Origin of the sequence: Paenibacillus sp. FSL K6-0108, assembly GCF_045040695.1 — a bacterium.
GTDB lineage: Bacteria > Bacillota > Bacilli > Paenibacillales > Paenibacillaceae > Paenibacillus > Paenibacillus pabuli_B.
The window spans coordinates 1,295,728-1,322,656 of the sequence record NZ_CP150288.1 but is presented as its reverse complement, the minus strand read 5'-3'; the positions used below and the strand labels follow the sequence as shown (position 1 = coordinate 1,322,656).

Here is a 26,929-nt window from a genome sequence, read left to right as displayed (position 1 = left end):
TAATCTGTTAACCCCGCATTCCGCAGGAGACTTACTCCTTTTTGGAATCCGGGGTCATGTTGTTTACTACATATGTCAGGCAAGTGGCCTGATCCTATTTCAAAACTTCATCTTCACCAAACCATTTGGTGGAAATTTCGGCTGCTGTGCCATCGGCATTCAGCTCGTCCAGTGCTTTTTGAAGCTGGTTCAGCAGTTCTTCATTGCCTTTTTTCACACCAATGCCGTATTGTTCCGGAGCAAGGGATTCGTCCAGCAGTTTGAATGTTCCCTCTTCCTTGGACATGTAATATCTCGCGACCACTTCGTCGATGATGACAGCATCCAAACGTTTCGTCTTGAGATCAGTCAATGCCAGTACGTTGTCCGGGAATTCGGAAGCATTCACTTTATCCTTCAAAGGACTTGCCGCGAGTGCATCTGCCGCTGAGGACAGTGCCTGCAAGCCTACATTTTTGCCATCCAGTTCATCCAGCTTCGTAATCGGTGAGTCCGCGAGTGTGATTGCAACCTGACTGTTTTCCAGATACGGCTTCGTGAACAGCACTTTATCTTTCCGCTCATCCGTAATCGTGTACCCGTTCCAGATCAGATCGATGCGGCCGCTGTTGAGCTCCGATTCTTTGGAAGACCAGTCAATGGGCTGGAACGTAATTTCTTTTCCCATTTTCTCCGCTGCTGCTCTTGCGTAATCAATATCAAAACCAACAATTTCATTCTTGTCATCCCGGAAGCCCATTGGAGCAAATTTATCATCGATTCCCACAATAATGGCATTATCGTTCTTGCTTCCCGAGCTGGAACAACCTGCAACAACAATCATGCATATGCTGATCAATAATAGAAATATCGCTTGTTTTCTCATCTCTCTAACCCCTCCATGTCTATAACCAAAACCCAAACGCTTTAGTTCGTTACCACGTTATCAGAGTCTTATAATAACATAGCGTAGGAGAAGAGTCGAGCATGTTGCCAAGTTCATTCGTATCTATTCTGGTCAATTGTCAACAATTTGTGAAAAAGCTTCTTTCACTTGCGCGGGTTCCACCAGCTTCTTACGTACAGCTGAATCCCACTCCTCCGGTTCCTGAAGCGTCTTCATTTCCGTTCCGGCCCATTGCTGGGCAGCTTCACGGCTCAAAGTATATTGAACATCCTCAAATGAATAAAGAACATGCTCCAAATTATCAATCCATACAAAATTGGCAGCAGCGTTATATACAAGTATTTGTTCCAACTCTTCGGGCTTCATCTCGCTGGTATTCATCTTGTAGTTGATCTGAGCCGTAAATGTCTCTGGATACAACTGATACCCATACAATTGGTCGTTTAGAGGCAAGGCTTGATTCAAATGGCTGAGATTGGAGAAATCTCCCATGCTAATGCCGCAAAATCATGGGTCAACGGATCTTGCTGCTCTGCTTCATACTGTGTCTGCTTCGCCGCTATTCTTGGATTGACGACGCCCTCAACCACAACGACACCACAGATACCAAGAATGACTAATGCAATAATCCATTTATTCTTTCCTGTCATATGGCATCACCTACCTCATACTTGCCCATGATCCGATACGCCCTCCGGTTTTTAAGACGGGATATTTAGATATTTAACAGACTTCTCTTTTAATATGAAAGCAACGCTGAATTATGATATTCACTTCGAGCAAGATCTTGTTTACTCTATGGACTCTGAAACTATGAGAATTTCATAACTTCAGAAAATTTACAATATTCAACTCTCAGTAGGTTAGAATGATTTTATGAGCCTATTATAAAAATAAAGGAGTTTGCACGTTATCTAATCGAACTTAACCTCCATAATAAAATTCCCAACCTCGCTCTGTACTTTCTGATGAAATCCCAGTGCTATAGCGTTTCTCAAACATCGATGAATTAAGAATTTAAAAAAAGCACCATTCACGGTGCTTCTAACTGTACATCAGAATCCCCAAAACTACATTATTCTCCCATAGACAAGAGTCCTTAACATAAGAGAGTAGCCTGGAATTAATAAAACTCTTTTTCTACTTTCATCATTGTCACTGTTTCATTAATTATATTTTTAACGTCAACCCACAATTTAACGTTATTAAGATTAATATTAAATGTAGTCTGGGTTTTATAATAAGGGAATTGATTAAGAGTTTGAAGATTAATTAAAGCTGGATTAAATCCCGCGTATAAGATCTCTATAAAAATATTTTTGTATCTAGAACAGAATTCTTTTATATTGCGCTCGTCTGAATTTATTTCAAGCATTTTAATGTTAGAATCATGTTTGTTAGATTGTAGAAAAGAATATACAGTTCTTGACGCAGGATGAGTTAATTCGCAAAGCTCTTTATAACAATCGGTTATCTCTCTCTGAAGTGACTTATTTTTTAGCATCGGTTTGATACTGATATATTCCGTGTCATTTTTAGGTGAGAATTCTCCCCACTTCTTTGCTTCAGAAAAATGTAATAGATCCTTTTCAAGATCATCCGAAATAAGAATAGTCTCTGGTAATCTATTTTGAACAGCCAGTCTAATCATCTTGTAATTATCCGCTAAAGTTTTAGAAATGGCATGTAGGCTATGGTAGCTATCGCCTGCGGCTACAATTAGCCCTCTAAGGGAGGCAGCGAATGCTAAAAAATTTTTGTTTTCTACTGCTGAACTAACCCCCTGTAACCACTTGTAGTTTCTAATTATACTGATGCTGGAACACATATGTACACGTTGCAAAAGTTCTGTCCAATAAATATTATTTGTTAAATTATCCATATTTTTTATTTTTTCTTCTGTCACGAGTTCTTGATAAAAAGAATTATCAAGAAAAGAATATGATTTTTTTGCCTGATTAAAAGATTTGAATAAAGACTCGATACATTCTTGATATTGACTTACCTTACAATTGAGCAACAAATCCAGGTTTTTCATAGGGCCTCCTAAATTATAAAATGAGATCATTTATAGTAGCTATTAAACCACGATATAAAGCCCTTAAATTATTTACTGAGATATCATTTTGATGCTAAAATTTATGAATTTGGAATAGAGACGAAAAATGACCTAGGAATCCACTTATCAAAAAGAGGAATTATTGGAGAGAAGTAACTATCATTTTTACTCCAAGAAGTCAGTTACTTTTTCTGTTATTTTTATTGCATTGTCAACTATTTTCTCGCTATTCTCAGTCATTCCCCGTAGTGAATTCATAAAAGAAGACAAGTACTGTAAAAACCCTTTATTTTTTTCTTTGTCAATATTTTCTTTATTTTTATAAAGCCCACCTAATAACGAATCATAAACCGTCTCAAACTCATTAATTCCCCAACGCTTATAACGTTTAACTGCAACATCAATATCGTCCAACTTATGTAATATCACACGCACAACTTTTTTAGGTAAATGAGAATCTTCTAATTGTGTAATTAAATCCGCGATTTGTTTTTCTATTTCTTTTAATTGCTCTTCTGATATAGTTATAGTTTCTTCTTTTTCTTCAAGACTATCAGAACATATTTCGAGGGTGTTTATAGCCACACTAGTAATAAATTTTTGGAATTTCGTTATATCATTGTCTAACCCAACTGCAATAAAAGCGTATTGAATTTCATCCAATTGAACAAAATATCTATCTTTATTTTTAAAATTAGTTGCCACTTGTTTCTTTATCAAAGCAATCAACGACAGATATTCGTTTAAGGTACCATACAGATCGCTCTCTTCTATTTTTAAGATACTACAAAATACTGTTTTAACAGAAACGCCCATCTCCCCTGTAAAAATAACACCTTCACTTTTTTTATACGTTTTAACTGATTTCAAAAATGTTAGTAAAGCTAAAATAGGTGTATTAGTTTCCGTTCTTTCCATTGTTCAAACTCCCTCTATTAGTAATTTTTATATTATTATAAAGAGATTCTCCATAGTAGTATAGTATAAATAAACGGATTGGAACGAATTATTCTTTAGACATACGGGGACAGCGCCGAAAGTATGCTTGCAAGTAGGATCTATGTAATACTCGTATGACCAAATGCATGCTACTCCCTCCCTTTTATATTATATAATTCCAGGCAAATGCAATCCCATAGAATGCCTTTCTAACTCGAGCCACACCAAACTTATTATTCCTTGCCTGAAGTGATGAGTACCTTTCCTCAAATCTGAAAAGCTATGAACACTATCTAATAACTGGATTTAAGGAAAACGAATAGCCCACCGTATTGAATTTTCTATAGGAATGAGACAAATCAGTTCATATGGCTCTCTGTAAACTGCTTCATCCATGCATAGATAAAGTAATGGCCGCAATTGAAGCCGAACTACAATGGGGTTTACGAACATGCACAATAAATCAGGAATGACAGTGAACTTCTTATGTCTTACCGAGTGGATCTATAGGGACAATTATGTTAGAAATGACCAAAAGGCAAATTGAGTAATAATCAACGTTGGAATCCAATTTTGATTTTCAACAAAGAAAATATCAACAAGGAATGCTAAATTTTATTAAAATCGTTTCTCGAGAAGCTAATAAATTTAAATGTTTATTTAATGTTATTGACTTCCAAACCAAGGTTGATAAGCTGATTAATAAAATTGGATAAGATATTTCCCTATGAACAAGATCGTAAAGCCCCTTCATTGGGATCCGCTTACACTTTCACTTTGGCGATTATAGACCTCCCTATAAATGACTTAGAAAAAACTTAGACAAAGATTTTTTTAGAAATGTCTCCTGAAGTTCAAAAAGAAGAGATGATATTTTTTTGGATCTGTGGTGGGTGTGTATGCAAGTGTTTATTATAAGTAAAACAAAAGGACCATTTCTGAATTAAATATCAGATGGTCCTTATGAGTCTTTCCCTTACTAAATTTTATATTTCATTGTTGTACATCCTGCCTCTATCTATTGCTGTATTTTCTCGCGATCTTTCCCTTTATCCGATTCACCCGCATTTTTGTTGGCGGCATCGCGATCCTGCTGCATCTCCTCAACGGTTTTCACTTTGAGACGTGCAGCACCTTCATATTCCTTCGTAGGAATCAGGTTGCCCGCAGCGAGTCTTGCTTCTGCCGCGGCAATGGCATCGCCATATTGCGGCAACCACTGCGCTTGAGCGACCAACATTTCGTCGACCATTTGCCAGATCTCTTTTGGATTACATACTGCACCCACGAGTGGGTCCATCATGAACGCCTGACGCAATAGTTGGTCGTCACCATGTACAGCAGCTTCAACCGCAAGCCTCTGTACGGAAATGCTTACGTTACATACGGCAGCCGGACCGAGCGGAAGATCGCCTACATGCGGCATCGAAATGCCGTTACGGTCCACATATCCCGGTGCTTCGATGATGGCATCATCCGGCAGGTTCGATATTATACCATTATTGACGGTATTGAAGTGTCCGCGGTATACACGTCCCGTTTCCAATCCTTCTATAATGTAGGAACCATGTTCCCCGCCTCGTTTTTCGGCAACAAATTGCATCGGCTCATCCTTCATCCAGTTCGGGAAATCAGTTTCAAACCAATTTCTGCCCTCTGTACACACACGCAAATATCCGCCCGTCTCGCCGTTAATCCAGCTATCCAGATCAATCCAATCCTTGATCTCTTCCGGACGTTTGCGGTACCAAGGCACATATTCGCTAAGGTGACCATTCGATTCCGTACTGTAATAACCAAATCGGCGCAGCATATCGATCCGCACTTTCTCGGTACGGCTATACTCCGGATGTTTCTCGAAGGCTTCGAGCAAATCACCTGTAAGGTCTTTACCTTCATGGGATGCCTTGATGTACCAGGTCTGATGATTAATTCCGGCACATACGATATCCACTTCATTCATTTTCAGTCCAAACGCTTCCGCGATCTGGTGATGCCCATGCTGTACCCCGTGACAGAGTCCAATCGTGCGAACACCGCCGTACTTGTTGCAGGCCCATGTCAGCATGGCCATCGGGTTGGAATAATTGAGGAGCAGCACATCCGGTGCGCTTTGCTCACGAATATCTTTACAGATGTCAAGCATCTCGGCAATGCCGCGCTGTCCGTACATGATCCCACCTGCACACAACGTATCACCGACACATTGATCCACCCCATATTTGAGCGGAATATCCACATCGGTTGCAAAAGCTTCCAACCCACCCACACGGATTGTACACAGTACATACTTCGCGTCCTTGAGCGCTTCTCTGCGATCCGTTGTCGGCTGAATCTGAATATTCAGTCCATTCTCGCGGATATCCCGCTGACACAGCTCGGTAACCATGTCCAGATTGTGCTGATTAATATCGCAGAACGCAATTTCAATATTGTTAAACTCCGGTACCGCGAGCAAATCCCGCAGCAATCCCCGTGTAAATCCGATACTGCCTGCCCCGATAAATGCCACTTTAAACGACATGCATAGTTCCTCCCGTAGTCCGAGTTTATTCGCCCCGGTTAATGATCTCACTTCATGAAATCATTGTAGCAACGGGTTGTAAGGAAGCGTTATCAAAATCATGACCTCTTCACAACAAGGTTGTCAAAAATCCTCACTTTTAAATCTATTTCACCTTTTGGTTCCATCGCGCCGTACTTTCCAGATAAACTCCACGATTTATTCTTCAGCGGGATAATGACTGACATGTCGTTCCATCAAGGAACGGAATTCAACCGGAGTTCGGCCTGTATATTTCTTGAATAACATATGAAAATATTGCCTGCTGCCCACGCCTACGTAATCGGAAATTTCGGAGATTGGAATATTGGTCTGCTGCAGCAGCATCTTGGCCTTTTCCATTCGCAGCATCGTGAGATAATCGGTAGGTGTGCGCTCCGTGTTCTGGCGAAAAATACGGTGCAAATAGCCCGGATGCAGATTCACCGCTGCCGCGATATCCTTCATCTGAATATTGCGATCCATATTGTGATGCATGAATTCAATCGTCCGTTTCACGTAGAGCTCCGTCTGATCCAGCGCACTTCGGTTGATTTCCCCGCGAAGTCGTGCGACCCGAACCAGCAGTTGGATAAATAACGTGCGTACCAGCGTCCCTTGTTCAGGCGACTTCAAATCACGGGCTTCACGATGATGCGAGCGTTCCTCTGGTGGAATAATCCGCATGGGTGCAGAAGATCGTCCCTGCTCCATTAGTCCACGCTGATCCAGCTCCAGCACCAGGCTTTTCATAATGTGGTACACTTCTTCCGGATCAGGCAAAACCAGATAAGGCGTGTCTTGTGTTAGAAAAGCATGGACTTCATCCTCTTCCAGCGCGAGCTGGCGAATGGAAGGCTGGCCTGGCTCTGATCTGGCAACTCCAAATTCAACATTCAACATGCGGCACGGGACCCCATCCTCTACCAGCAGGCGGTGCGGAACCCCCGCGTCCAGCAGAATGAACTGCCCCTTTTTCAATACTGCCTGTTCTGAGCTGCCATCCGGCATCTGTACATCGACCCTGCACATTCCCGAAATAATGTACATGATCTCCGTGGAATCATGATCGTGATAAGACATCTGGTAGTTGTCCCATTGCTTGTAGTAGTACGCGTAGAAACGCGGTCCATAGTCCTCCATACGCAGCTTCTCTTGAAACAGACTGCCTGTCCCATGTTTTGCTTCCAATGCCTGCACCTCCTATACTGCAACGATCCTCACTTTTCTCCATTGTAACAACTCTCGGCAGAATATTTCATTATGAAAATGAAAAACCATTGCGATTATAAATTAGATAATTATATAATTAGTTATAAATCTAATTTCTTTATTTTTTATCTACTCTATATTTCAATTTATATTCAATTTATAAGCAGGAGGTATTGAGGCATGAGGACAACATTTTTCCTGGTGAGGCATGGGGTGAAAGAAAAACGTATCGGGGATGTTTCCATCACATCCGAAGGAGCAGCACAAGCTAAGTCAACAGCACTTCATTTGGCCAACGTACCTGTCACCAAAATCATTGCAAGCCCACTTCGAAGAGCGATCGACACTGCGGCGCATATTTCTCTCCAAACAAACGTTACAGTGATGGAAGACCTGCGTCTGCGAGAACGCGCCAACTGGGGGGACTTGCCTGAACAAACCTTTGAAGAATTCATCGAGATGTGGGACCGATGCACAAATGATCCAGACTACCTCCCACCTGTAGGCGACTCCTCTAAGCAGGCAGGCGAACGTTTGGCCTCTTCCCTAACGGAATTGACGAATGTAGAGCCACCAGATAGCCATATTGTTATCGTTACTCATGGCGGGTTAATTACGGATTTTCTGGTAAACACATTCCCAGCGAATGAACTTAACGTCTGGCATCCTGATTTTATAGCCATGCAAAGTCAGCTGATTCCCGAATGCTCCATCACCACATTGATTCATGAAAACGGCAAATACACCATTCAAGATTTTGCGTCCGTAGCACATTTGAAATAATGATGTCGTCTTTTTTTCAGTTAGCCATATCAAAAAAACTCCGGGTAACCTCCTCTCCCGTACGTCTAAACGTACTGAGGTTACTCCAGAGTTCCGCTGTAACACCCTTGCTAACATGATCGAGAACAAATGAATACTGTTGAAATAGGTATGATTTCGGTTAATCACCCTTTGGAACGAAGTCTTCCACCAGGCATTCACCGATATCACCATGCTGGTAGTGCGGTTTCAACCAATCTAAGAAGCGCTGCATTTAGGGCAAACTTCTTACTTCTACTTATCGCCTATTACTTCTCAATTTCCACCTTTGCCCGACTTGGGCGTATGGAACTTGGGCAGTGTAACCTTCGACCAGTCGATATCCGATGCCATGTAGAAGGATGGGTAGGACGGTTGATTGTATCCACTGTTCTGTCCGGCAATGCCGACACGATACATCGCGTCATGCATCAGCGTGTACAGTTTGCGATCCGTCTTCTCGGTGCTCAGGTAGATGCGAATTGCCGAGCTGTCCTCGGTTCTCACCAGCATTTCTTCCCGCCAGTCCCCGAAGATATCCGCTACGAGAGATGGCGTACCCTTGGTATAATTGTTGGTCAATGTTCCGGTGGCGGTCAGCAGCGTGCCCCGATTCCAATCCTTGATCGTAGGCGTGACATTGATGGCCCCGTCCACAATTTGAGTTGTCATATCGGCGGCCCAGCGAATGTTCATATTGGTGCCAGGGGCTTTATCGCTTATTTTCTCACCGCTGGCTGTCCACAATCCCACGGCCCATGTCTCCAACCCACGGCGGGCCGGGTCCACATCACCAACCATGCCGCGTCCGGTATCTTTGCCCGTGTATCCGCCATAGATCACTTCCCCGGTCTTCGCATCCCGCAGGGAATATCCGTATGGCGCCCAAGGACCACCCTCATGCACCATAAAGATCTCCAGTCCCGGACGATCCGGATCAATATCCGCTACATGAAGCGCATCCCCATGACCCAGACGCGCAATCGTTCCCGGTGCAGCACTCTCCGCAGGCATCAGGTCCTTGGAGCTGTACAGCACACTGCCATCATGATCAATGGTGGCAGAGCCGTACACAATCTCCTGTTTACCGTCTCCATCCACATCAGCGACACTGAAATAGTGCGCGCCTTGCGTTGTGATGGAACCATACACCGGGTCAGTACCATCCACCCCATGCGGACCGTCATTGAATGGGTTCTTCATCGGTGTCCAGCCACTGTCCACTTTCCATTCACGCTTAAGCTTTTTGCCATCCCAGTTGTAGGCGACCATGGTGGAACGTGTATAGTACCCACGAGCAAAGATTGCTGATGGTTGCTTCCCGTCCAGATATGCCACGCCTGCCAGGAAACGATCTACCCGGTTCGCCGGTTCAATACGAGCCATTGCGTAATCGCCCCACATCAGACCGTCATCCTGCCGTTCCGGCTCATACGGAATGGTCTCCAGCTCTTTGCCTGACTCTCCTTCGAACACCGTTACATACTCAGGCCCATCCACGATAAAACCTTCGAACTTCCGCAGCTCATTCTTGTCACTCCGGCTCGGTGCATACACATCGATAAAGTAATCGGCCAAGCTCTCAGCATCCTGCTGAGACAATGGATAACTATACTTTTTCTCGATTCCAAAAGCTTCCTCCAACGTAGCAGGCCAGTTGCCCTTCACGACCTCTTCATGTTTATGCCAATTCTTGAACATATCCACGACATGATCATAGTAGCCATCTGCACTCAAACGGTAATCATCTTCATTAGAGTAACCTGCCTTGCGATCCTGCTTCGGAAGGGTGATGTACTTCTCGGAAGTGATCTTTCCTTTTTTGTTATATTTGATAATCTTGGTGCCTGGAGCGGTCTTGAACATCATCTCGGCCTTGCCATCCCCGTCAAAATCATAAACGAGCATCTGTGTATAATGAGCACCCGAACGGATGTTGACCCCGAGATCGATCCGGTACAACAATTGTCCGTCCAGTGTGTAACAGTCCACGTACGTTTTACCGGTGTAGCCTTTTTGCGAGACATCTTTGGAGTTCGAAGGGTCCCATTTTACAAAAAACTCATACTGACCGTCCCCATCTACATCCCCAACACTCATGTCATTCGCAGAATATGTGTACGCTTCTCCCACTGGCGTCACACCATCGGCAGGTTTTTGCAAAGGAATATCAACATAGCCGTTCGCCCAAGGTTTAACAGACGCACTGCGTTTACTCTCCTTGCCCTTCTTGCTTACCGCTGCCACTTCATAACGGGAGGACGATTTGCCTGCGGTATCCACATAGTTGGTGCTGTCCGTGACCGTAGCAATCTTCTTGCCATCTCGATATACATTGAAGTCCGTACCTGTCAGACCTTTATCGCTATACCCTGTGGCCTCGTCACCAAGCAATCTCCAACTGAGAAAAACCCCCTCGGAAGTAGACGCCGCGACCAGACCACGATCCAGATACTCCAGCTGAATGTCTTTCAAAGGACCGCCTCCCTTATGTGACTGCAAGCTGGCCTCAGCCGCACTGTTCCCATTGGAAGCTGCTGCCCCGCTCGCACCCGCTGTTCCTGCAACGAGCAAAGCAACGCTAAGTGCCGAAGACAGCATTTTGGCTGCAAGTGGCAAACGTACCTTCCCGCGATTGGATTGCATACCTGAAACCGATCCTTTATGTATCGGCGTTGTTGTTTTGGATTTCATCGACCTTCACTCTCCTTGAGACAGAATGGGTGATGCTTATTGCTACGTTTGATCGTTACAACGTTCGTCCATCAATGTACAGAGCATATCCTTCGAATCAAACTGAATGCGCTTACAAAAATATAAAAGAAAATTCTACCGCCACAACTGAGTTCCCCTGACTCCGTCCCCCTTCCATCCTCTCTCCGTGAGAGCAGCTTCAACCTGCCCATCGGGTATTATTATAGACATCCTGCCTGCTGCGACATAGGCAAATATCCGTCCAAAACGATCAATATTCAGTGTTTATAAAGGCTCATTCCGAAATAAGTGCTTGCGGTTTTGCGAAGTAACCGTTCCGATTACGAATCGTTCTTCCGATCGTTGTTATCCCCGGATTTCCTTCCATTCACCTTTTCCAAGGGAAAAATCCGGTGATAAAGGTGAACGCTGCGCTTCTTCAGAATCGATTTCGTTCCCTTCACTACTTTCCGCATTTGATCAAGACCTGATTTTAAGATTGAGCCTTTATTATGGATAAAAAAACCGCCATTCTCTCCTCGGAGAATGGCGGATACTTTATGTTAATGGCCTGCAATCCATCAAATGATCCTACTTGTCTTGATCACCATCTACTTACGACCCATTTTAAGGCTCAATGCCCCAGACCAGGGTATCGCCTTTGTAAAGGGTCACCTTGTTCCAGTCCTGATAGGATGTTTTGGTTGGATCGTAGGAATAATCATTGGTTTCATCAAAGTTGCTCCAGTCCGTTTTGTACATGCGGAGCTGGATATCCCCGGATTGTCCACCTGCCTGGATCGCGCCTGCTCCAGCAGTGAAGCTCAGCTCTACATAGGAATCGGTGAACGTGCGCTGGATGTTATCACCACCAACCTGAGCCCAGTCAATGGCGGAGTCCATCGCTGCGGTACCTTCTTTGGAAAAGTAATACCGGATTTTCAGATCACTCAGGTTTACAGCCGTGTTACCTACGTTTTTGATATTGAAATACGGTTTGATTTGGTTATCTGCCGCGTTCGTATCTCCCGCACGATATTGCAGAACCAGATCACTGGTCGGAACAACTACACTTTGCGGCGTTGCGAAAGCTGCGGCAGAATGGGCACTTTCCCCAGCAGCGTTCACGGCACTAACCACATAATGATAGGTCGTTCCATTGGTCAGACCTGTATTGGTGTAGGATGTGCCATTCACACCCGCAGCAACCGTCGTGAATGGACCCGATGCACTCAACGCCCGTTTCACGTTATAACCTGTCGCTCCTGCTGAATCCGCCCAGGACAAACTGATTTGAGCATTGCCTGCCGTAGCTGTCAGCGCTGTTGGTGCGGCAGGAGCTGTCACACCTGCTACCGGCACAGCACTTTTTACAGCCGAATTTGCACTTTCACCTGCGGCATTTACGGCACTAACCACATAATAGTAGGTTGTTCCATTGATCAGACCTGTATTGGCATACGATGTGCCGGTCACGCCCGCAGCAACCGTCGTGAATGGACCTGATGCACTCAACGCCCGTTTCACGTTATAACTGGTCGCTCCTGTAGAGGCTGTCCAGCTCAGGGAAACCTGTGCGTTACCTGCTGTCGCAGACAGTGTCGCCGGAGCTGCTGGAGCTGTCGTTCCACCCCCTTCACCATTGCTGGCAGGAAGAACAGGGAATGCATTTTGTACCAGCATGACGAATTGGTCATGGAACCAGTGACCTGACACTGGTGCGTTAGGCAGTGCACCCGTCAATACACCATCACGAGTTGTAAACGTTGGATCACACATCCGGTCGAAGCCTTTTCCTTCGTTGTTCGGAATCTCCGAGCTGGAGCCATCAGACTCCCCTGGAGGTTTGACCCATACATATGCATCCAGATGGGCTGGTCCTGGTGCTGCTTTAGGTGCTTCTCCTATGCCAGCCCCACTGGCATTACACCAGTTCCCCCGATGCTCCCGGCGATCTACACGTCCGGAATTCACATAATCGTTGATGTTGCTGCCCGTAGCCGATGCTGGACGGTCTACCCCGCCCCAACCATTCCGGCTGGTATCAATCAGGAAACCTGTGCTGCTTGGCCAGCCGGCTTGTACGAAATCGGCATACAACGCAGCGGTGAAATCGGTTTCGTCAAAATAAGGATTCCACTCATAAAACTTGGCGGATTTAATCGGTTGTCCACCAATATTGAGATCCGGGTTGGACAGGTTCGGCTCTCCCAGCGGTGTCGTGTTCGCTGTATTCGTAATGAAACCATCCGCACTGTTCAGACCCGCGGCTGTCCCTTGCACAACACTGGTATACAGCGCGACTGCTCCAGAACGGTTGTTATCCCATCCAAGCCAACCGGAGTGGCCGATATCCAGATAGTTGTACACATTCGGAATGGCGTGCAGCTTGTCCAGTGCATACTTCACACCCGCCTCATAGATACCTGTTGAACTGGCTTGACCACAAGCTGGTGTACTCAGGTTGGTCACAAGGTTAGGCAGACTGTCCGGCTCAATGACTGCAATAATGCGAATATCTTGATACTTCGGATCTGCGAAGATATCTGCGATCACATCAATATAATCCGTTTTATACGTCTGCAGTGCTGCCTGTGTTAGTGGAAGTTCACCATTGGACGCAAGCGCATGACAATCCCGCCCAGGCAAGTTGTAGATAACGAATGAAGCGGTAATTGGCGTACCTGCTTTCTTTTGTGCCAAGGCGGCATCCAGATGCTGCTCCACACTTTTGCGTCCGGCATTGTCTGTTCCACCATTAATGGCGGCAATTCGGTCGATCCAGACTGCCGTTGGATAGGATTTGACCGTTTCCATCTTGGCTTTTAACGATGCATCACTGGTGAGAGCGATGGACGTATCCACGAGAGCAGAATAATCCTGGTTTAAATACGACGTAGCTCCGACAAACGGATTATCCACATGCGCTTCAGCCGCCTGAGTTACTCCTGGGGCCATACCCGGGAAGATTCCCGCCGCGAGCAGCGCTGCTGCCAGCATTTGTTTTACACTTCTGCGAAGAACCTTTCCGCCTCTCGATAAGGTTTTCGATTTAGTCATTAGGGTTCCACCTTTCCTGTAATTGGATTGGGCATATACTCATGTCTGATCCTCTGTGTCGGCAAGATGTTATGCACGGTAGAGAATGTAATGATGAGCTGTAGGAACTTCACCTCCATAATGTAATTCAATTGGGACAAACGCAGGTCGACAACAATAAGGTGAGAAACAAGAAACAGGAATGGTGTCTTACACTGGGGTTAAGTGACAAAGCAAGGGGGATAACATCTGTAGGTGTGTGCGGGTGATCTTTGGTGAACGGCTTTCAAGACTTTGCTCCGACTTCAATTAAGTAAGCGCTTACTTTTAAAGGTTTTAAAAAAAGGCTTACCCTCGATACAAATCTCACATCGCGTGTCCACCTCCTTATGAATCTGATTATACTCCATGTAAATATTACTGTAAATTGAATTTATTAAATATTATTATATTTAATTCCATATAACAGGCAGGAATTCTGAGATGTGCCTGCCCAAGCCATAAGAAAGGCTCATCAAGGGCTTATCCCCCTTAATGAGCTATTTCAACACTAGGCATATTCTCATGCTTTTTTTATGGGAGCACTACAATATCTCCCGGTTTCAAACCGTTCAATACTTCAGCATTTATGCTCCAGGATTGAACAGATATTCACGGGAAATGTTACAACTCGGATACAAGTCTGGCGTCTTTGGAAACATCATCCCGATATACTATGGAACATAGAGAACAAACCAGACCGGAACAGGTTAGATTGGTATCCAAAGGGGAAAACATCACGTGAACAAAACAGCCATTCATGATGCTTATGTAAACTATAAATCAGAAGTGACACGGTATCTATCTCAGATTGTCAAAAATCCACAGGATGCGGAAGATCTGACGCAGGAGTGCTTCATACGAATGATGAATGTAACGGCAGACATTCCGGAAGAACGGCTGCTCTACTACCTCAAAAGAATTGCAAGTAACCTCGCCATGGATACGTTCCGCAAGCGAACCCGTACACTGAAGCGGGACAGCAGGTTGGAGATGCAGACGTATCATTGTGATACATCCGAGTTGGAGATCTCCGAAGGTGTTAACGATCTGGTATCGATTATTAACAATACGGAGCATCGCAAAATTCTTGAATTACGGGTGATTCATGGGTACAGCATCAAGGAAACCGCCCAGATCGTCAGCCGGAGTGAAGGCATGATCAAATCCTCGGTATTCCATGCCGTCAATCGCATTCGAGCCAAAGTCATCTCATAAGAGATGGCTTTTTTCATGAGCAGAAATGACGTGAAATCAACATCTAATGTTAGAAAGTATCAAAATTTGCTCTATGGGCCATGACAATGGACTCATTTTTACAAAAGTCGAGTTCGTTTTTACAAATTGTTATGACTATGTGAGATTTTGGTGTGTTAGAATATGGACGAACTCATGTTTCAACTAATATTTGGGAGGGATTTGGTTGGGTAAATTGACACGTATGCGAGGAGTATGGGTAAAATCACTCCTGGCATTGTCCATGGCATTGCCGCTTCAGATCGGATTGTGGAACGGAGATGCAGCGGTTCAAGCCGAATGGGCAACAGACCCTGCACCGTTCATTCAGGCAAAGGTTGTTAATGGAAATGCAGGCAAGAAAGTATTGTTCGACAATACTCATGCACAGACAGCCGGAGCGGCTGACTGGGTCATTGACGGAGGTTTCTCTGACTTCGGCAATGCACTTGCGAACGATGGATATTATGTAAAGGAACTGCGCAAGACGACTCCTTTTACCTATGACGATCTGAAAGAATATAACGTGTTTGTCATCGCTGAACCCAATGTTCCCTTCAAAACGACAGAACAGGCAGCCATGAAAGAGTATGTGGAAAAAGGCGGCAGCATCTTCTTCATTGGAGATCACTACAATGCTGACCGTAACAAAAACCGCTGGGACGGTTCCGAAGCGATTAACGGCTATCGTCGTGGCGCATTCGAAGATCCAGCCAAAGGCATGAGCACAGAGGAGCGTAACTCTGAGGCTATGCAAAACGTAACTAGCAGCGACTGGCTGTCCGATAATTTCGGAGTACGCTTCCGTTACAATGCATTAGGCGATATCAACGCAACTAACATTGTGCCTGCTGGACAGGCATTTGGCATTACAGAAGGTGTATCTGCTGTAGCGATGCACGCAGGATCTACACTTGCGATCACTGATCCTACCAAAGCGAAAGGTATTGTATACCTGCCGAAAACGAATGCGGCTTGGCCGAACGCCGTTGACCAGGGCGTATACAACGGCGGTGGCGTTGAGGAAGGTCCTTACGTAGCCGTTTCCAAGCTGGGTGCAGGTAAAGCAGCGTTTATCGGGGACTCTTCTCCAGTTGAGGATGCTTCACCGAAGTACCTGCGCGAAGAGACTGGCGCTCGCAAAACAACCTATGACGGCTTCAAAGAAGTGGATGACGGCAAATTGCTGGTCAATACCGTTAACTGGCTTGCTAATCAAGAAAATTACACTAGCTTGACTCAAGTAAACGGACTTCAACTGGACAATGTAACTGCATTGCTTCCGTTCGAACAACCTGCGGCTTCCACAGAACCACAGGCTGAACCTTGGGCCGCACCTGCTGCCGGATACAAATGGTATGATCGTTCCACGTTCAAAGCGGGTTCTTATGGTGGACCAGCTTCAAGCGCGAACGCTTCCTACAGCTTCGTGAAGCAGGACACCCTGCCTAATGCGGAGGATTTCCAAATCCGCGTAGTTGTAGAGAACATGCCTGCTAACACAACCGTTTCCGGTTACAGTGCAGGAATTTACCTGACTGGCGGAACGCAAGTGGCCATGATTCAAAATGAAAGTGGCACATGGCCGACTTCGTACGGCTACAGCTCCAACTTTAGCGTTACTTCCGACAGTAAGGGTCGCGCAATTAAGGACCTGAATGTTCGTATCAAACCAGGTACTACGGGCGCTGCCAGCCTGCGTCTGCGTCTGAACGGCAGCAACCTGATTACCAATGCAGTTACAATCGGCAATGTTCCGGCTGAACAGCTTCCGGAAGAAGAAGGACCAATCCCGGCAACAATCAGCATTGCTGATGCTCGCACCAAAGCAGCTGGTTCAACGGTTACGGTTGAAGGCGTAGTTACTACAGAGCCAGGTGCTTTTGGTGGACAATCCTTCTATCTTCAAGACACAACTGGCGGCCTTTATGTTTTCCAAAGTACTGGCGGCTTCCACGCTGGAGATGTGGTTAAAGTAACCGCAGCAACAGCGCTGTACAACAGTGAATTTGAGCTTACAGATATCGTAGCGATCGAGAAAACGGGTACAGCCTCCCTCCCTGCTGCCATTGAGGTTCCAGCGGTAACGGCTGCAAACCAGGGTCAACTCGTTCAATTGAAAGAAGTAACTGTTGAGAACATCATTAGTGCAACACCAGTAGGTTCATTTGAATTCGATGCAGTTGCAGCGGATGGAACAAGCACGCATGTACGAGTGGATACACGCACAGGTGTAACCCAAACGACCTTCCCTTATGCAGCAGGCGATAAAATCAGCGTGACTGGTGTTGCCGCTATTTTCAAAGATGTATTTCAACTGAAGCCTAGAAGCCTGAACGATTTCGTAAAAGTTGAAGAAGGCGGCGAAGAAGGGCCTTCGACGCCAGCTGTTGGCGCACCAGGTAAACCGGCGCTGACATCCAACAATGGTTACAGCAACGGTCTGTCTGAAGGATCTTATACGGTTACGATGAACCTCTGGTGGGGTGACAATGGCACAAGTTATAAGCTGTATGAAGATGGCGTGCTGATTGACACACAAAAGCTGACAGACGCTACACCAGCGGCGCAATCGGCCCAAACAACGATCAATGGCAAAGCTAACGGTACTTATACCTATGTAGCTGAACTGACGAACTCCAAGGGTACAACTCGCAGTGAAGTACTCACAGTACAAGTTGCGAATGCTGCACCTGGCAAAGCCGTTCTCTCCCAAGACAATTGGGATGGGGACGGCAACTACAAAGTGACGATGAATCTGTGGTGGGGAACAAATGCAACAGAATACCGTCTCTATGAGAATGGTCAACTGATCGATACCAAAACACTGAACGCAGTAACTCCTAATGCACAAAGCGCTGTGACAGATGTATCCGGTCACGCGAATGGAACGTACACGTATCGCGCCGAGCTGATCAATGCAGCGGGTGTGACAAGCACGGAAACGATTACGGTACAAGTAACGAAATCTGCTGTATCTCTGCCAGCAGCAAGCTAAGTCTCACTAAGGAATGCATAACGTTTAACCAGGCATAGAAAAACCGAAGTAAGATCGCCGGAATTCCAGGCACCTTGCTTCGGTTTTTTCTGTTATTTTTCTCTTAGGATTACACTTGAACCATGAGTTCGCATTATAGGTCCCATGAGATTAATTTTTGTTTGCAATTTCGAACACCCCGTAAGAGACACGGCGACTATTAGATGAAGTATAGATATAGACAGCAATAATACGTTATTGTTTTTCTCATATTTTACGTCTACTTCTAAAACAGTAATTTCATATAAACTCAACATTTTCCTAATATTAACTTCCTATAAAATACAAAAAGCAGCACCTGCTAATGCATGGGCTGCTCTTCCGATAGATCAACAATGGATTAAGTCATATCTATCATATTTTTTTATTTTATTCATCTTGATTAGCAAACAAACTTTAATCTTTTCTTCTCTACACCAGCTTCTTGCGGATGTATCCCGAGATCAGATCAATGATCGTAATCATCACGATAATACCCAGCAAGATGATCCCTACTCGCGGCCAGTTCCGTGTGCTGAGTGCGAAGATCAGCGGTGTACCGATCCCTCCTGCCCCGATTACCCCCAGAATGGTTGCGGAACGCACATTAATCTCGAACCGATACAACGTGTAGTTAAGAAATCCAGGCAGAACCTGTGGCAGTACAGCAAACCATAGCTGCTGCATGCGAGTCGCTCCGGAAGCGAGCAAAGCTTCAGAAGGACCATAATCAATATTTTCCACTTCATCAGCGAACAGTTTACCTAACATCCCGATGGAATGCAGGCCAAGGGCGAGTACACCCGCAAAAGAACCCGGTCCTACCGCCTTGATGAACAGCAAAGCCATGATGATCTCCGGGAACGTACGGATAAAGCTGAGCACCATTTTGCCCGTACCCGATACAGGACGGAAGCTGCTCATATTTCGGGCAGACCAGAACGCAAACGGAATACACAGTACAGCAGAGATGACGGTACCCAGCACGGAGATCGCCAGCGTATCCAGCAATCCCCGCAGCAAATCTTCACCCTCAGGCAGATAAACAAAATCCCAATCCGGGGAGAAAATCCCGGCGATAATGGCCTTCATGATCTGACCAGCGGTTTCCTTCAAACCGGTAAACGGTACGCCGGCAAGTGCCCAAGCGTACACTAGGATAAGCATGATTACAATGACCCAGCGAAGCGGGTTCTTCCGTGGTTTGCGCCGGATGACGCTTGTTTCATTTTTCATCATAACAATTTCTCCCGCAGCTTAGTACTTACATAATCAATGATTAGAACAATGACAAGGGTAAACAGAATGATTACACTTGTTTTGTCATATTCCAGGAATCCAAGTGTTGCTTCATAATACAGTCCGATACCCCCAGCTCCAACCAATCCGAGAATCGCAGCGGCACGTACATTAATCTCAAAGGCATACAGTACATAGGATGTAAACTGGGCGGCCAGTTGTGGCACCACGCCATAAACAATGAGTTGAATCCGGTTCATGCCGACAGCCGTCATCGCCTCAAGCGGTCCCTGATCAATCGTTTCCAGCGTTTCGTAGGTCAGCTTGGCAATCAGTCCCACCGAGAAGACGGCGAGTGCCAATATACCAGGAATCGGTCCCAGTCCAAACACAGCTACGAACAGCGCCGCCAGCAGCAGGTCAGGCACGGTACGAATCAGGTTCAGTACAAAACGGGCCGGATAGTAAATCCAGCGGCTAGGCATTAGGTTGCCTGCACAGATAATGGAGACCGGAATTGCGATGATCGCACCGATCGTTGTACCGATCAGAGCCATACGGATCGTCTCCAGCATGCCCTGAACGATGTTGTCAAAGTAGCTCCAGCGCGGCGGGAACATCTCACGCAGCAAATCCAGCATGTTGGGGAAACCTTCGATCAGTTCGCTGAAGCTGGCATCCGTCTGTTTGGCACTTGCCCACAAAAGCAGCAGAATAATGACCAAGGTGAGCAGATGTTTGGTGCGCCCTGGTGGTTTGGGACGGCGGACAGTCGAACCTGTGCCTGGTCCCTGCCCCTTCCCTGACTCGTTCTGTAATGATCCATCTATCGATACGTTTACGGGTTGCTTCATACCAGAACTTCTCCCCGCTGTTCCTGTACAGCCTGTTTATCCAGCAGCTCGTCTGCCAGAATAGGTCTGCCATAAATTTCTGCAAAACGCTCATCCGTTGCTTCGGATACCGGACCATCAAACACCACTTCGCCGGCACGCAATCCCACAATACGGGTCGCATATTCTCTGGCAAGGTCGATAAAGTGAAGGTTAACGATCGTTGTAATCCCGAGATCCTGGTTGATGCGTTTCAGATCATCCATGACCTGTTTCGTTGTTAGTGGATCGAGTGAAGCGACAGGCTCGTCTGCCAGAATGATTTTGGCTTCCTGTGCAAGTACGCGAGCTATGGCTACCCGTTGTTGTTGACCACCGGACAATTGATCCGCGCGAGAATAGGCTTTCTCGGCAATATTCACCCGCTCCAATGCGTCAAATGCAAGTTCCGTGTCCTCTTTTGGAAAACGGCCCAAAATGGTACGAAGTGTGGAATGGTATCCCACCCGTCCAGCAAGCACGTTACGAAGCACACTGGAACGTTTCACGAGGTTGAAGCTCTGGAAGATCATGCCGATATCCCGGCGAATCATGCGAAGTGACTTACCATGGGCTTTTGTAATTGACTTGCCATTAATCAAAATCTCACCGTCACTGATATCATGAAGTCGGTTAATGGAACGCAGAAGCGTTGATTTTCCCGCACCTGACAAACCAACGACGGCAATGAATTCCCCTTGTTTAAATTTCAGATTAATATTATTCAGGCCCTTGGTGCCGTTAGCGTATGTTTTCGTTACATTATGAAGCTCAATCATGGCAGTAATCCTTCTTTCATTAATATGGTATTTCGCAGGGTCACGCTGTAATGGGACAAGCCAGCGCAGCGTATGTCACGCTGAACTGGCCTGCCCGCTGAACCAATGAAGTTATCCAATGAAAAGATAATCAATGCAATGCGATCATTAACGATCTTTCTTTTGACAGAAAACTACTCGGTTTTTACTTTTTCGTTGTATTGACGAACGATATCAAACTTGCTGTCATCAGACTCTACATAACCTTCGTGAGTGTAGATTTCTTTGATGATTTCGTGACCTTGTGGATCTTTACCGATGTCGATGAACGCTTGTTTGATTTTTGCTGTCCAATCTGCATTCATGTCTGTACGTACTGCGATCGTATCGTTAGGAATTGGCTCAGTGAATGCCAGTACACGAGTATCTTCAAATACAGTTGGATAGTCTTTCGCTACAGTGTTACGAGCATCCTGGAAAATCGCTGCGGCATCAACATCACCGTTCAGTACTGCCAGTACGCCTTGGTCATGGCCTTTAACCGTGATTGGCTGTACATCTTTCAAAGGATCAAGACCTCTGTCGAGCAACAATGCAGCCGGCCATACATAACCAGCGGAAGATGTTACGTTCTGGTAAGCGATTTTTTTGCCTTTCAGGTCTTCAACGGATTGGATCGGTGAATCTTTCTTCACAATAATCATGGATTTATATGAATCTGCCAGTTCCTCAGTTGGAGCGCCAGTTTCATCATTTACACCAAAACGTTGTGCCTGAAGAATAACTTCAGCTGCGCCTTTTTCTTTGGCAAGTACATAAGCCGTCGGAGGCAGGAAACCTACGTCCACTTTGTTGGAAGCCATTGCTTCAATAATTGTGTTGTAGTCTGTGGATACGCTGACCTTCACCGGGATACCCAATTTGTCACCCAGCAGCTTCTCGAGCGGTTTTGCTTTGGCTTCGAGTGTATCTGCATTTTGGGATGGAACGAATTGTACAGTCAACTCAGTCGGCACATAACCTTCAGCGGCTTTGTCTGTCTCTGCCGTGTCAGTACTGGATGCATTCGAGCTCGTATCAGCCCCGTTAGCCGAACCAGTTGTACTAGCGTTAGACCCACAAGCACTTAGAAACAGAACCAAAATCAACAATGGTAAAAATAAAGCAGACTTCTTCAAGCGAACACCCTCCAAAGAGTTTCTATTTTTCATTACTTGTCTACTATAGTCGTCAATTATTTGCGCGATGTGAAACGAAATTTGGAGTTTTGTAAAGTTTCCTGTCAGGCTGTCAGAGCGGCTTTGATCTGTTAGAATAGCCTCATTACGGTTGATAATCCAAGTAGAAATGGTGATTCCCTTGTACTATGCCGCTAGAATGACCTGTGATTTGATATGTTTAAACTTATATATTTAGAGGAGATTGTAAAATGACATCCATAACAACAACGGCAAACTTCGACATCATGGTAACCAGTGACCTTCATGGAGCCATTCGCCCCATACATTACAACACCAATGCTTATCGCCCAGCCGGACTTGCTTTGCTGGCTTCGCTGATCCGGCGTGAACGGGAGCGTTCACCCGAACTGCTGCTCGTGGATAACGGTGATCTGTTGCAGGGCTCTCCTTTGGCCTCGTATGCTGCTTCCTTTGTTTCAGATCACGAAGTGCATCCCTTCATTCATGTTCTGAATGAATTGGGCTATGATGCTGCCGTAATGGGCAATCATGAATTCAACTACGGCCAGGATCTGCTGCGTAAAGCCGTTGAAGATTCCCATTTCCCTTGGCTATCCGCCAATATTGTTACGAATCGTCACAAAGAAGACTACGAAAGTTTAATTGAACAACACAGCGTCGACGATCATCCATCGTATAGAACTTATCAGGACGACACGGTCGTGATCCATTCATATGAAGGGAATCCTGAAAAAGAAACATTGGTCATTGCACCTATTGGAGCAGGCATACCCGCCTTCGGTCCTCCCTATCTGATTAAAACCTTGTCTTCAGGCGTTAAAATTGCTTTGCTGGGTGCAACGACGCACTATATTCCGAATTGGGAGCATCCGAAAAATATAGAAGGTTTACAGTTCCTTGATGCTATGGAGACTATTCGTGCGTGGGTTGGCTATATTCGTGAACATGAACAGCCGGATGTGCTCGTGGTCAGTTATCATGGTGGCTTTGAGAGCGATCTGGATACGGGCGAACCTGCCGAGCGGTTAACCGGGGAGAATCAGGCGTACGCCATCTGCCGTGACATTGATGGGATTGATGTTCTGCTCACCGGGCATCAACATCGTCAGCTTACCGCTGACATTCATGGAGTGACCGTAATCCAACCTGGATTTAGTGGGAATGGTGCGGGTCATGTATCCATTGAGTTGGACCGGTTATCAAATGGAAAGTGGCAGATTGCAGACAAACAGGCTCGCTTGTTGCTCTTGGATGAAAATAGTGATGTACAGCCCGATGCGGCTGTTATGAAACTGACGGACGAGTTGGAAGCAAAAGCACAGGCATGGTTGGACCAGCCGATTGGCGAGGTGGCCGGAGACTTGTCCATCACCGATCCTGCCGCACTGCGGCTCGCGGCACATCCCTTCATTGCTTTTGTACATCAGGTGCAGATGGAAGCAACGGGGGCGCAAATCTCCAATACCGCATTACTCAGTGAAGAGGCCCGTGGTTTCGGTTCCCTCATCACCGTCCGGGATGTGTTATCTAACTTTATCTATCCCAATACACTAACGGTACTGGAGCTTCGTGGTCAGGATATTCGGGATGCGTTGGAGCAAACGGCGCGTTACTTTGAAGTGGATGCTTCAGGCGAAGTTGTCGTTAATCCCGCATATATGCAGCCCAAACCACAGCATTATAATTACGACATGTGGGCAGGCGTTGAATATGAGCTGAATATCTCCAAACCTGTGGGCAGTCGTGTGGTGAAGCTGGAACGTGAGGGCTTACCTGTTGCAATGGATGCGACGTACTCTGTAGTGATGAACAGTTATCGCGCAGCAGGTGGCGGTGATTATGCGATGTATCCAGGCAAAAAGGTACTTCACGAAGGCGCCACGGATATGGCGGCACTGGTGGAGGATTATATTCGCAGACATCAACCACTAACAGTGGAGCAGGCGAATAACTGGCGGGTTGTTGGGTCGTGCTGAATAATTACTGCTTATGTCGGTGGACTCGGCAGGAGTTTAGGAGGCGTTAGCATACAACAAGCGCAATCATGTAGGTATGCCTGCGCTTGTTGTATGCTTGCTTCTTATTTCTAAGGAACCTAGGACGTCTTACATGTCCCCCCGCCCCTCTTTCATAATTGTAAGGAACACCAGACACGCTATTTCCTAAATATGTGACAATTAACGCTATTAACGGCCCAAAATCTTAAAGTAGCGTGTCTCAGGTTCCTTAGATTTCCGTAGCTGCTTTAAACTCCTGAATAACGTGTCTCCGATTCGTTAGCGCTCTACCCTCTGCTCAAACCGGAATCGTAAGCGAGTGGGACGAGCCATTACATTGATGCTCAAAAGGGACGTCCCGTCATATTTCATGACCACGGGACAGCCCCTTTTCATTTTTCAATCCATATTCCCCTGTACGGTAAAGTTGTTACATTCCGTCGAACCTGCTCCTACTTTACTGTAACTAATGCGCCACGCTCATCCGCCGAACGCATCTCCGCTTCGATGATTTCAAGCGTGCCTGTTGCACTTTCCGGTGTACATACAGATACAGGCGTACCTGCTTGAACAGATTGAATGAAATATTTCAGTTGGTGATAATATCCCGAGTCGGGTGACAGCTCAGCGACGAAACCGGGAGCATCATTCGGATTTACTTTCAGCTCACCATTCTCAAAGACCAGATTGCCCTGCTCCAAATTTACGCGATACGTCATCGAGAAACCGTAGTCTCCCCCCAGCGTCCAATCGGCTTGGGCATTCAGCACTTTTCCATCAGGGTATACATAGTTGGTGGAGACCGTATCATAGCCGCTTCCCGGAATGACGTTGCGAGCCAGCGTAGATACGTGATCCGGTTTGCCAAACAGCCAGTGAATAATATCCGCATCATGAATGTGCATATCTAATATGCAGCCACCACTTTTCTCGCCATCCAGGAACCACTCCTGTGGCAGACCTGAACCCCGGAAGAAATAACCTGCGTTGACCGCTCCATAGCGGCCGTCTTCTACAACGGATTTCAGATAAGTATAGGCCGGCCAGAAGCGCAAACATTGACCAATCATCAGTGTTTTTCCGGTTGCTTTGGCGGCCTCTGCCATCTTCCAGCCTTCCGCCGAATGGCGCGCAACCGGCTTCTCACACAGCACATGATAGCCTTTCTCCAGCAAAGAACACGTTAGTTCAGCATGCAGTGGCGTAGGCAGCGTAATATCAATGATATCCAGTTTCTGTTGCTCCAGCATCGCATCGATGTTGTCGTACAAATGATAAGGTGTGAGATCATATACCTCTTGCTCTGTCGCCATATTACCAGCTGCTTTACCGTTCTTCAGTTCCTCTATTCTCAGATCGCAGATGGCTACCAATTCCACGGGTTCCCCTTCTGAGGCAAGGCGTACATAGTTATCAAAATGCATACGTCCCATAAACCCAAAACCGATCAATCCCACTTTCAACATGCTTCTACCTCCCACAAAAAATAGATTTTATATCCCCATAAACGTTGTTATCTGAATTTAGTCCTGAGAACGTCCAAGAATGGCATCCATCGCTCTGGATGTATTGAATATGATTTGCTTCGAATGATGAGTGTATGGTGGAATCATCTCAGCAGTCACATAGTTGTCGTAACCAATGGCCTGTAATGCCTCCATCACCGCCGGATAATTCACATCTCCAGCCAGCAGATCCACAAATCCGTGAAGGCCTCCCGCTTGACGACGGTAATCCTTGAAGTGTACCTTTTTGATCCGATGGCCTAGAATGCGAACCCACTGCTCCGGGTAACCGTTCTGCACCACATTGCCTACATCGAAATATGAACCTATATAATTGGAATTAAAAGAATCAATAAAGGTACGCAGCTCTAGCGGTGACACCAGAAATTTGTTCCATACGTTCTCAATACCAATGGATACTCCGGCACTTTCCGCATACGGCAGCAGGTGTGCAATGGCTTCTTGTGCCCGTTCATAGGCAACTTCATAATCCGTAACTTCGCTGTCTGGAATAAAATCGACACCCACAGCACCAGGAATGACCAGAATGGTATCCACACCAAATGCCGCGGCAAGCTCCAACTGTTTTTTACACACATCCAGTGCTTTCGTGCGGATCTCTGGACGAGCACTCGTCATCGGGTAGTCCCAATACAGTCCGGTTGCAAGTCCCGCAATCTCAAGCCCAGCTTCTTCGAGGCGTCCCTGAATATCACGAACCTCCTGATCCGTGGCAGACAGGCTCAGCTCGCCTTCTCCATTAAGGGAAAGTTCAATCCCCTCAAAACCTGCTTGCTTCGCTGTCTGAATACAATCCGCAATAGAGGCATCCCCTGGAAACGACCATATGTTAATCCCTTTTTTCATGCCAATACCCTCCTTCAAAATATACA

At 46.0% G+C, this 26,929-nt stretch carries 19 protein-coding genes; 4 read left to right on the top strand and 15 right to left on the bottom strand.

What is annotated here, in order from left to right; genetic code table 11:
• Positions 1-94: 94 nt before the first annotated feature.
• The 7 genes from MHB49_RS06100 to MHB49_RS06070 all read right to left on the bottom strand — a co-directional run bounded on the left by MHB49_RS06100 (position 95) and on the right by MHB49_RS06070 (position 7,569).
• Positions 95-865 carry an amino acid ABC transporter substrate-binding protein gene (locus MHB49_RS06100; RefSeq protein ID WP_405155443.1) on the bottom strand — a complete coding sequence of 257 codons (771 nt, stop codon included), beginning with the start codon at positions 863-865 and terminating at the stop codon, positions 95-97.
• Positions 866-997: 132 nt separating this feature from the next.
• Complete coding sequence (locus tag MHB49_RS06095) at positions 998-1,351, bottom strand: DUF4825 domain-containing protein (protein WP_405155442.1); 354 nt, start codon at positions 1,349-1,351, stop codon at positions 998-1,000.
• Positions 1,348-1,536: a hypothetical protein gene (locus MHB49_RS06090; protein WP_405155441.1), complete on the bottom strand. Its 189-nt coding sequence runs from the start codon at positions 1,534-1,536 to the stop codon at positions 1,348-1,350. The genes MHB49_RS06095 and MHB49_RS06090 overlap by 4 nt, the downstream gene beginning before the upstream one ends.
• Positions 1,537-2,009: 473 nt before the next feature.
• Entirely contained in the window at positions 2,010-2,924 is a 915-nt protein-coding gene (locus MHB49_RS06085) for a hypothetical protein (RefSeq protein WP_405155440.1), read from the bottom strand.
• A 186-nt stretch (positions 2,925-3,110) separates the two neighbouring features.
• Positions 3,111-3,863: a hypothetical protein gene (locus MHB49_RS06080; protein WP_405155439.1), complete on the bottom strand. Its 753-nt coding sequence runs from the start codon at positions 3,861-3,863 to the stop codon at positions 3,111-3,113.
• 1,039 nt (positions 3,864-4,902) lie between these two features.
• Positions 4,903-6,408: an alpha-glucosidase/alpha-galactosidase gene (locus MHB49_RS06075; RefSeq protein ID WP_405155438.1), complete on the bottom strand. Its 1,506-nt coding sequence runs from the start codon at positions 6,406-6,408 to the stop codon at positions 4,903-4,905.
• A 198-nt stretch (positions 6,409-6,606) separates the two neighbouring features.
• The gene (locus tag MHB49_RS06070) at positions 6,607-7,569 is read right to left on the bottom strand and encodes an AraC family transcriptional regulator (protein ID WP_405157054.1); all 963 of its coding nucleotides are present in this window, start codon (positions 7,567-7,569) and stop codon (positions 6,607-6,609) included.
• 249 nt (positions 7,570-7,818) lie between these two features.
• On the opposite strand from MHB49_RS06070, the gene MHB49_RS06065 reads away from it, so the two are divergent.
• Positions 7,819-8,421, top strand: coding sequence for a histidine phosphatase family protein (locus tag MHB49_RS06065; RefSeq protein WP_405155437.1), 603 nt, complete (start codon positions 7,819-7,821; stop codon positions 8,419-8,421).
• 294 nt (positions 8,422-8,715) lie between these two features.
• On the opposite strand, the gene MHB49_RS06060 is transcribed toward MHB49_RS06065, so the two are convergent.
• Both MHB49_RS06060 and MHB49_RS06055 read right to left on the bottom strand, forming a co-directional pair.
• The gene (locus MHB49_RS06060; RefSeq protein ID WP_405155436.1) at positions 8,716-11,133 is read right to left on the bottom strand and encodes a rhamnogalacturonan lyase; all 2,418 of its coding nucleotides are present in this window, start codon (positions 11,131-11,133) and stop codon (positions 8,716-8,718) included.
• A 627-nt stretch (positions 11,134-11,760) separates the two neighbouring features.
• The gene (locus tag MHB49_RS06055) at positions 11,761-14,193 is read right to left on the bottom strand and encodes a glycoside hydrolase family 6 protein (RefSeq protein WP_405155435.1); all 2,433 of its coding nucleotides are present in this window, start codon (positions 14,191-14,193) and stop codon (positions 11,761-11,763) included.
• 759 nt (positions 14,194-14,952) lie between these two features.
• Here MHB49_RS06055 and MHB49_RS06050 point away from each other — a divergent pair.
• Positions 14,953-15,429, top strand: coding sequence for an RNA polymerase sigma factor (locus MHB49_RS06050; protein ID WP_405155434.1), 477 nt, complete (start codon positions 14,953-14,955; stop codon positions 15,427-15,429).
• A 205-nt stretch (positions 15,430-15,634) separates the two neighbouring features.
• On the top strand, positions 15,635-18,445 hold the full coding sequence (locus MHB49_RS06045) for a chitinase N-terminal domain-containing protein (protein ID WP_405155433.1): 2,811 nt from the start codon (positions 15,635-15,637) through the stop codon (positions 18,443-18,445).
• Between the two features lie 450 nt (positions 18,446-18,895).
• Here MHB49_RS06045 and phnE (MHB49_RS06040) read toward each other — a convergent pair whose 3' ends face one another.
• From phnE (MHB49_RS06040) to MHB49_RS06025, 4 genes are all read right to left on the bottom strand, one after another.
• A complete protein-coding gene (phnE, locus tag MHB49_RS06040) occupies positions 18,896-19,702 on the bottom strand; it encodes a phosphonate ABC transporter, permease protein PhnE (protein ID WP_405155432.1) in 807 nt (268 codons plus the stop codon).
• A complete protein-coding gene (phnE, locus tag MHB49_RS06035; protein WP_405155431.1) occupies positions 19,699-20,556 on the bottom strand; it encodes a phosphonate ABC transporter, permease protein PhnE in 858 nt (285 codons plus the stop codon). Before phnE (MHB49_RS06035) ends, phnE (MHB49_RS06040) begins: the two co-directional genes overlap by 4 nt.
• Positions 20,553-21,353: a phosphonate ABC transporter ATP-binding protein gene (gene phnC / locus MHB49_RS06030; RefSeq protein ID WP_405155430.1), complete on the bottom strand. Its 801-nt coding sequence runs from the start codon at positions 21,351-21,353 to the stop codon at positions 20,553-20,555. The genes phnE (MHB49_RS06035) and phnC overlap by 4 nt, the downstream gene beginning before the upstream one ends.
• A 173-nt stretch (positions 21,354-21,526) precedes the next feature.
• Positions 21,527-22,510, bottom strand: a complete 984-nt coding sequence (locus tag MHB49_RS06025) for a phosphate/phosphite/phosphonate ABC transporter substrate-binding protein (RefSeq protein WP_405155429.1) — start codon at positions 22,508-22,510, stop codon at positions 21,527-21,529.
• 251 nt (positions 22,511-22,761) lie between these two features.
• On the opposite strand from MHB49_RS06025, the gene MHB49_RS06020 reads away from it, so the two are divergent.
• Positions 22,762-24,510, top strand: a complete 1,749-nt coding sequence (locus MHB49_RS06020; protein ID WP_405155428.1) for a bifunctional metallophosphatase/5'-nucleotidase — start codon at positions 22,762-22,764, stop codon at positions 24,508-24,510.
• A 473-nt stretch (positions 24,511-24,983) separates the two neighbouring features.
• Here the strand turns inward: MHB49_RS06020 and MHB49_RS06015 are convergent, their stop codons facing one another.
• Both MHB49_RS06015 and MHB49_RS06010 read right to left on the bottom strand, forming a co-directional pair.
• On the bottom strand, positions 24,984-25,997 hold the full coding sequence (locus MHB49_RS06015) for a Gfo/Idh/MocA family protein (RefSeq protein ID WP_405155427.1): 1,014 nt from the start codon (positions 25,995-25,997) through the stop codon (positions 24,984-24,986).
• A 57-nt stretch (positions 25,998-26,054) separates the two neighbouring features.
• Complete coding sequence (locus MHB49_RS06010) at positions 26,055-26,903, bottom strand: sugar phosphate isomerase/epimerase family protein (protein WP_405155426.1); 849 nt, start codon at positions 26,901-26,903, stop codon at positions 26,055-26,057.
• Positions 26,904-26,929 lie beyond the last annotated feature (26 nt).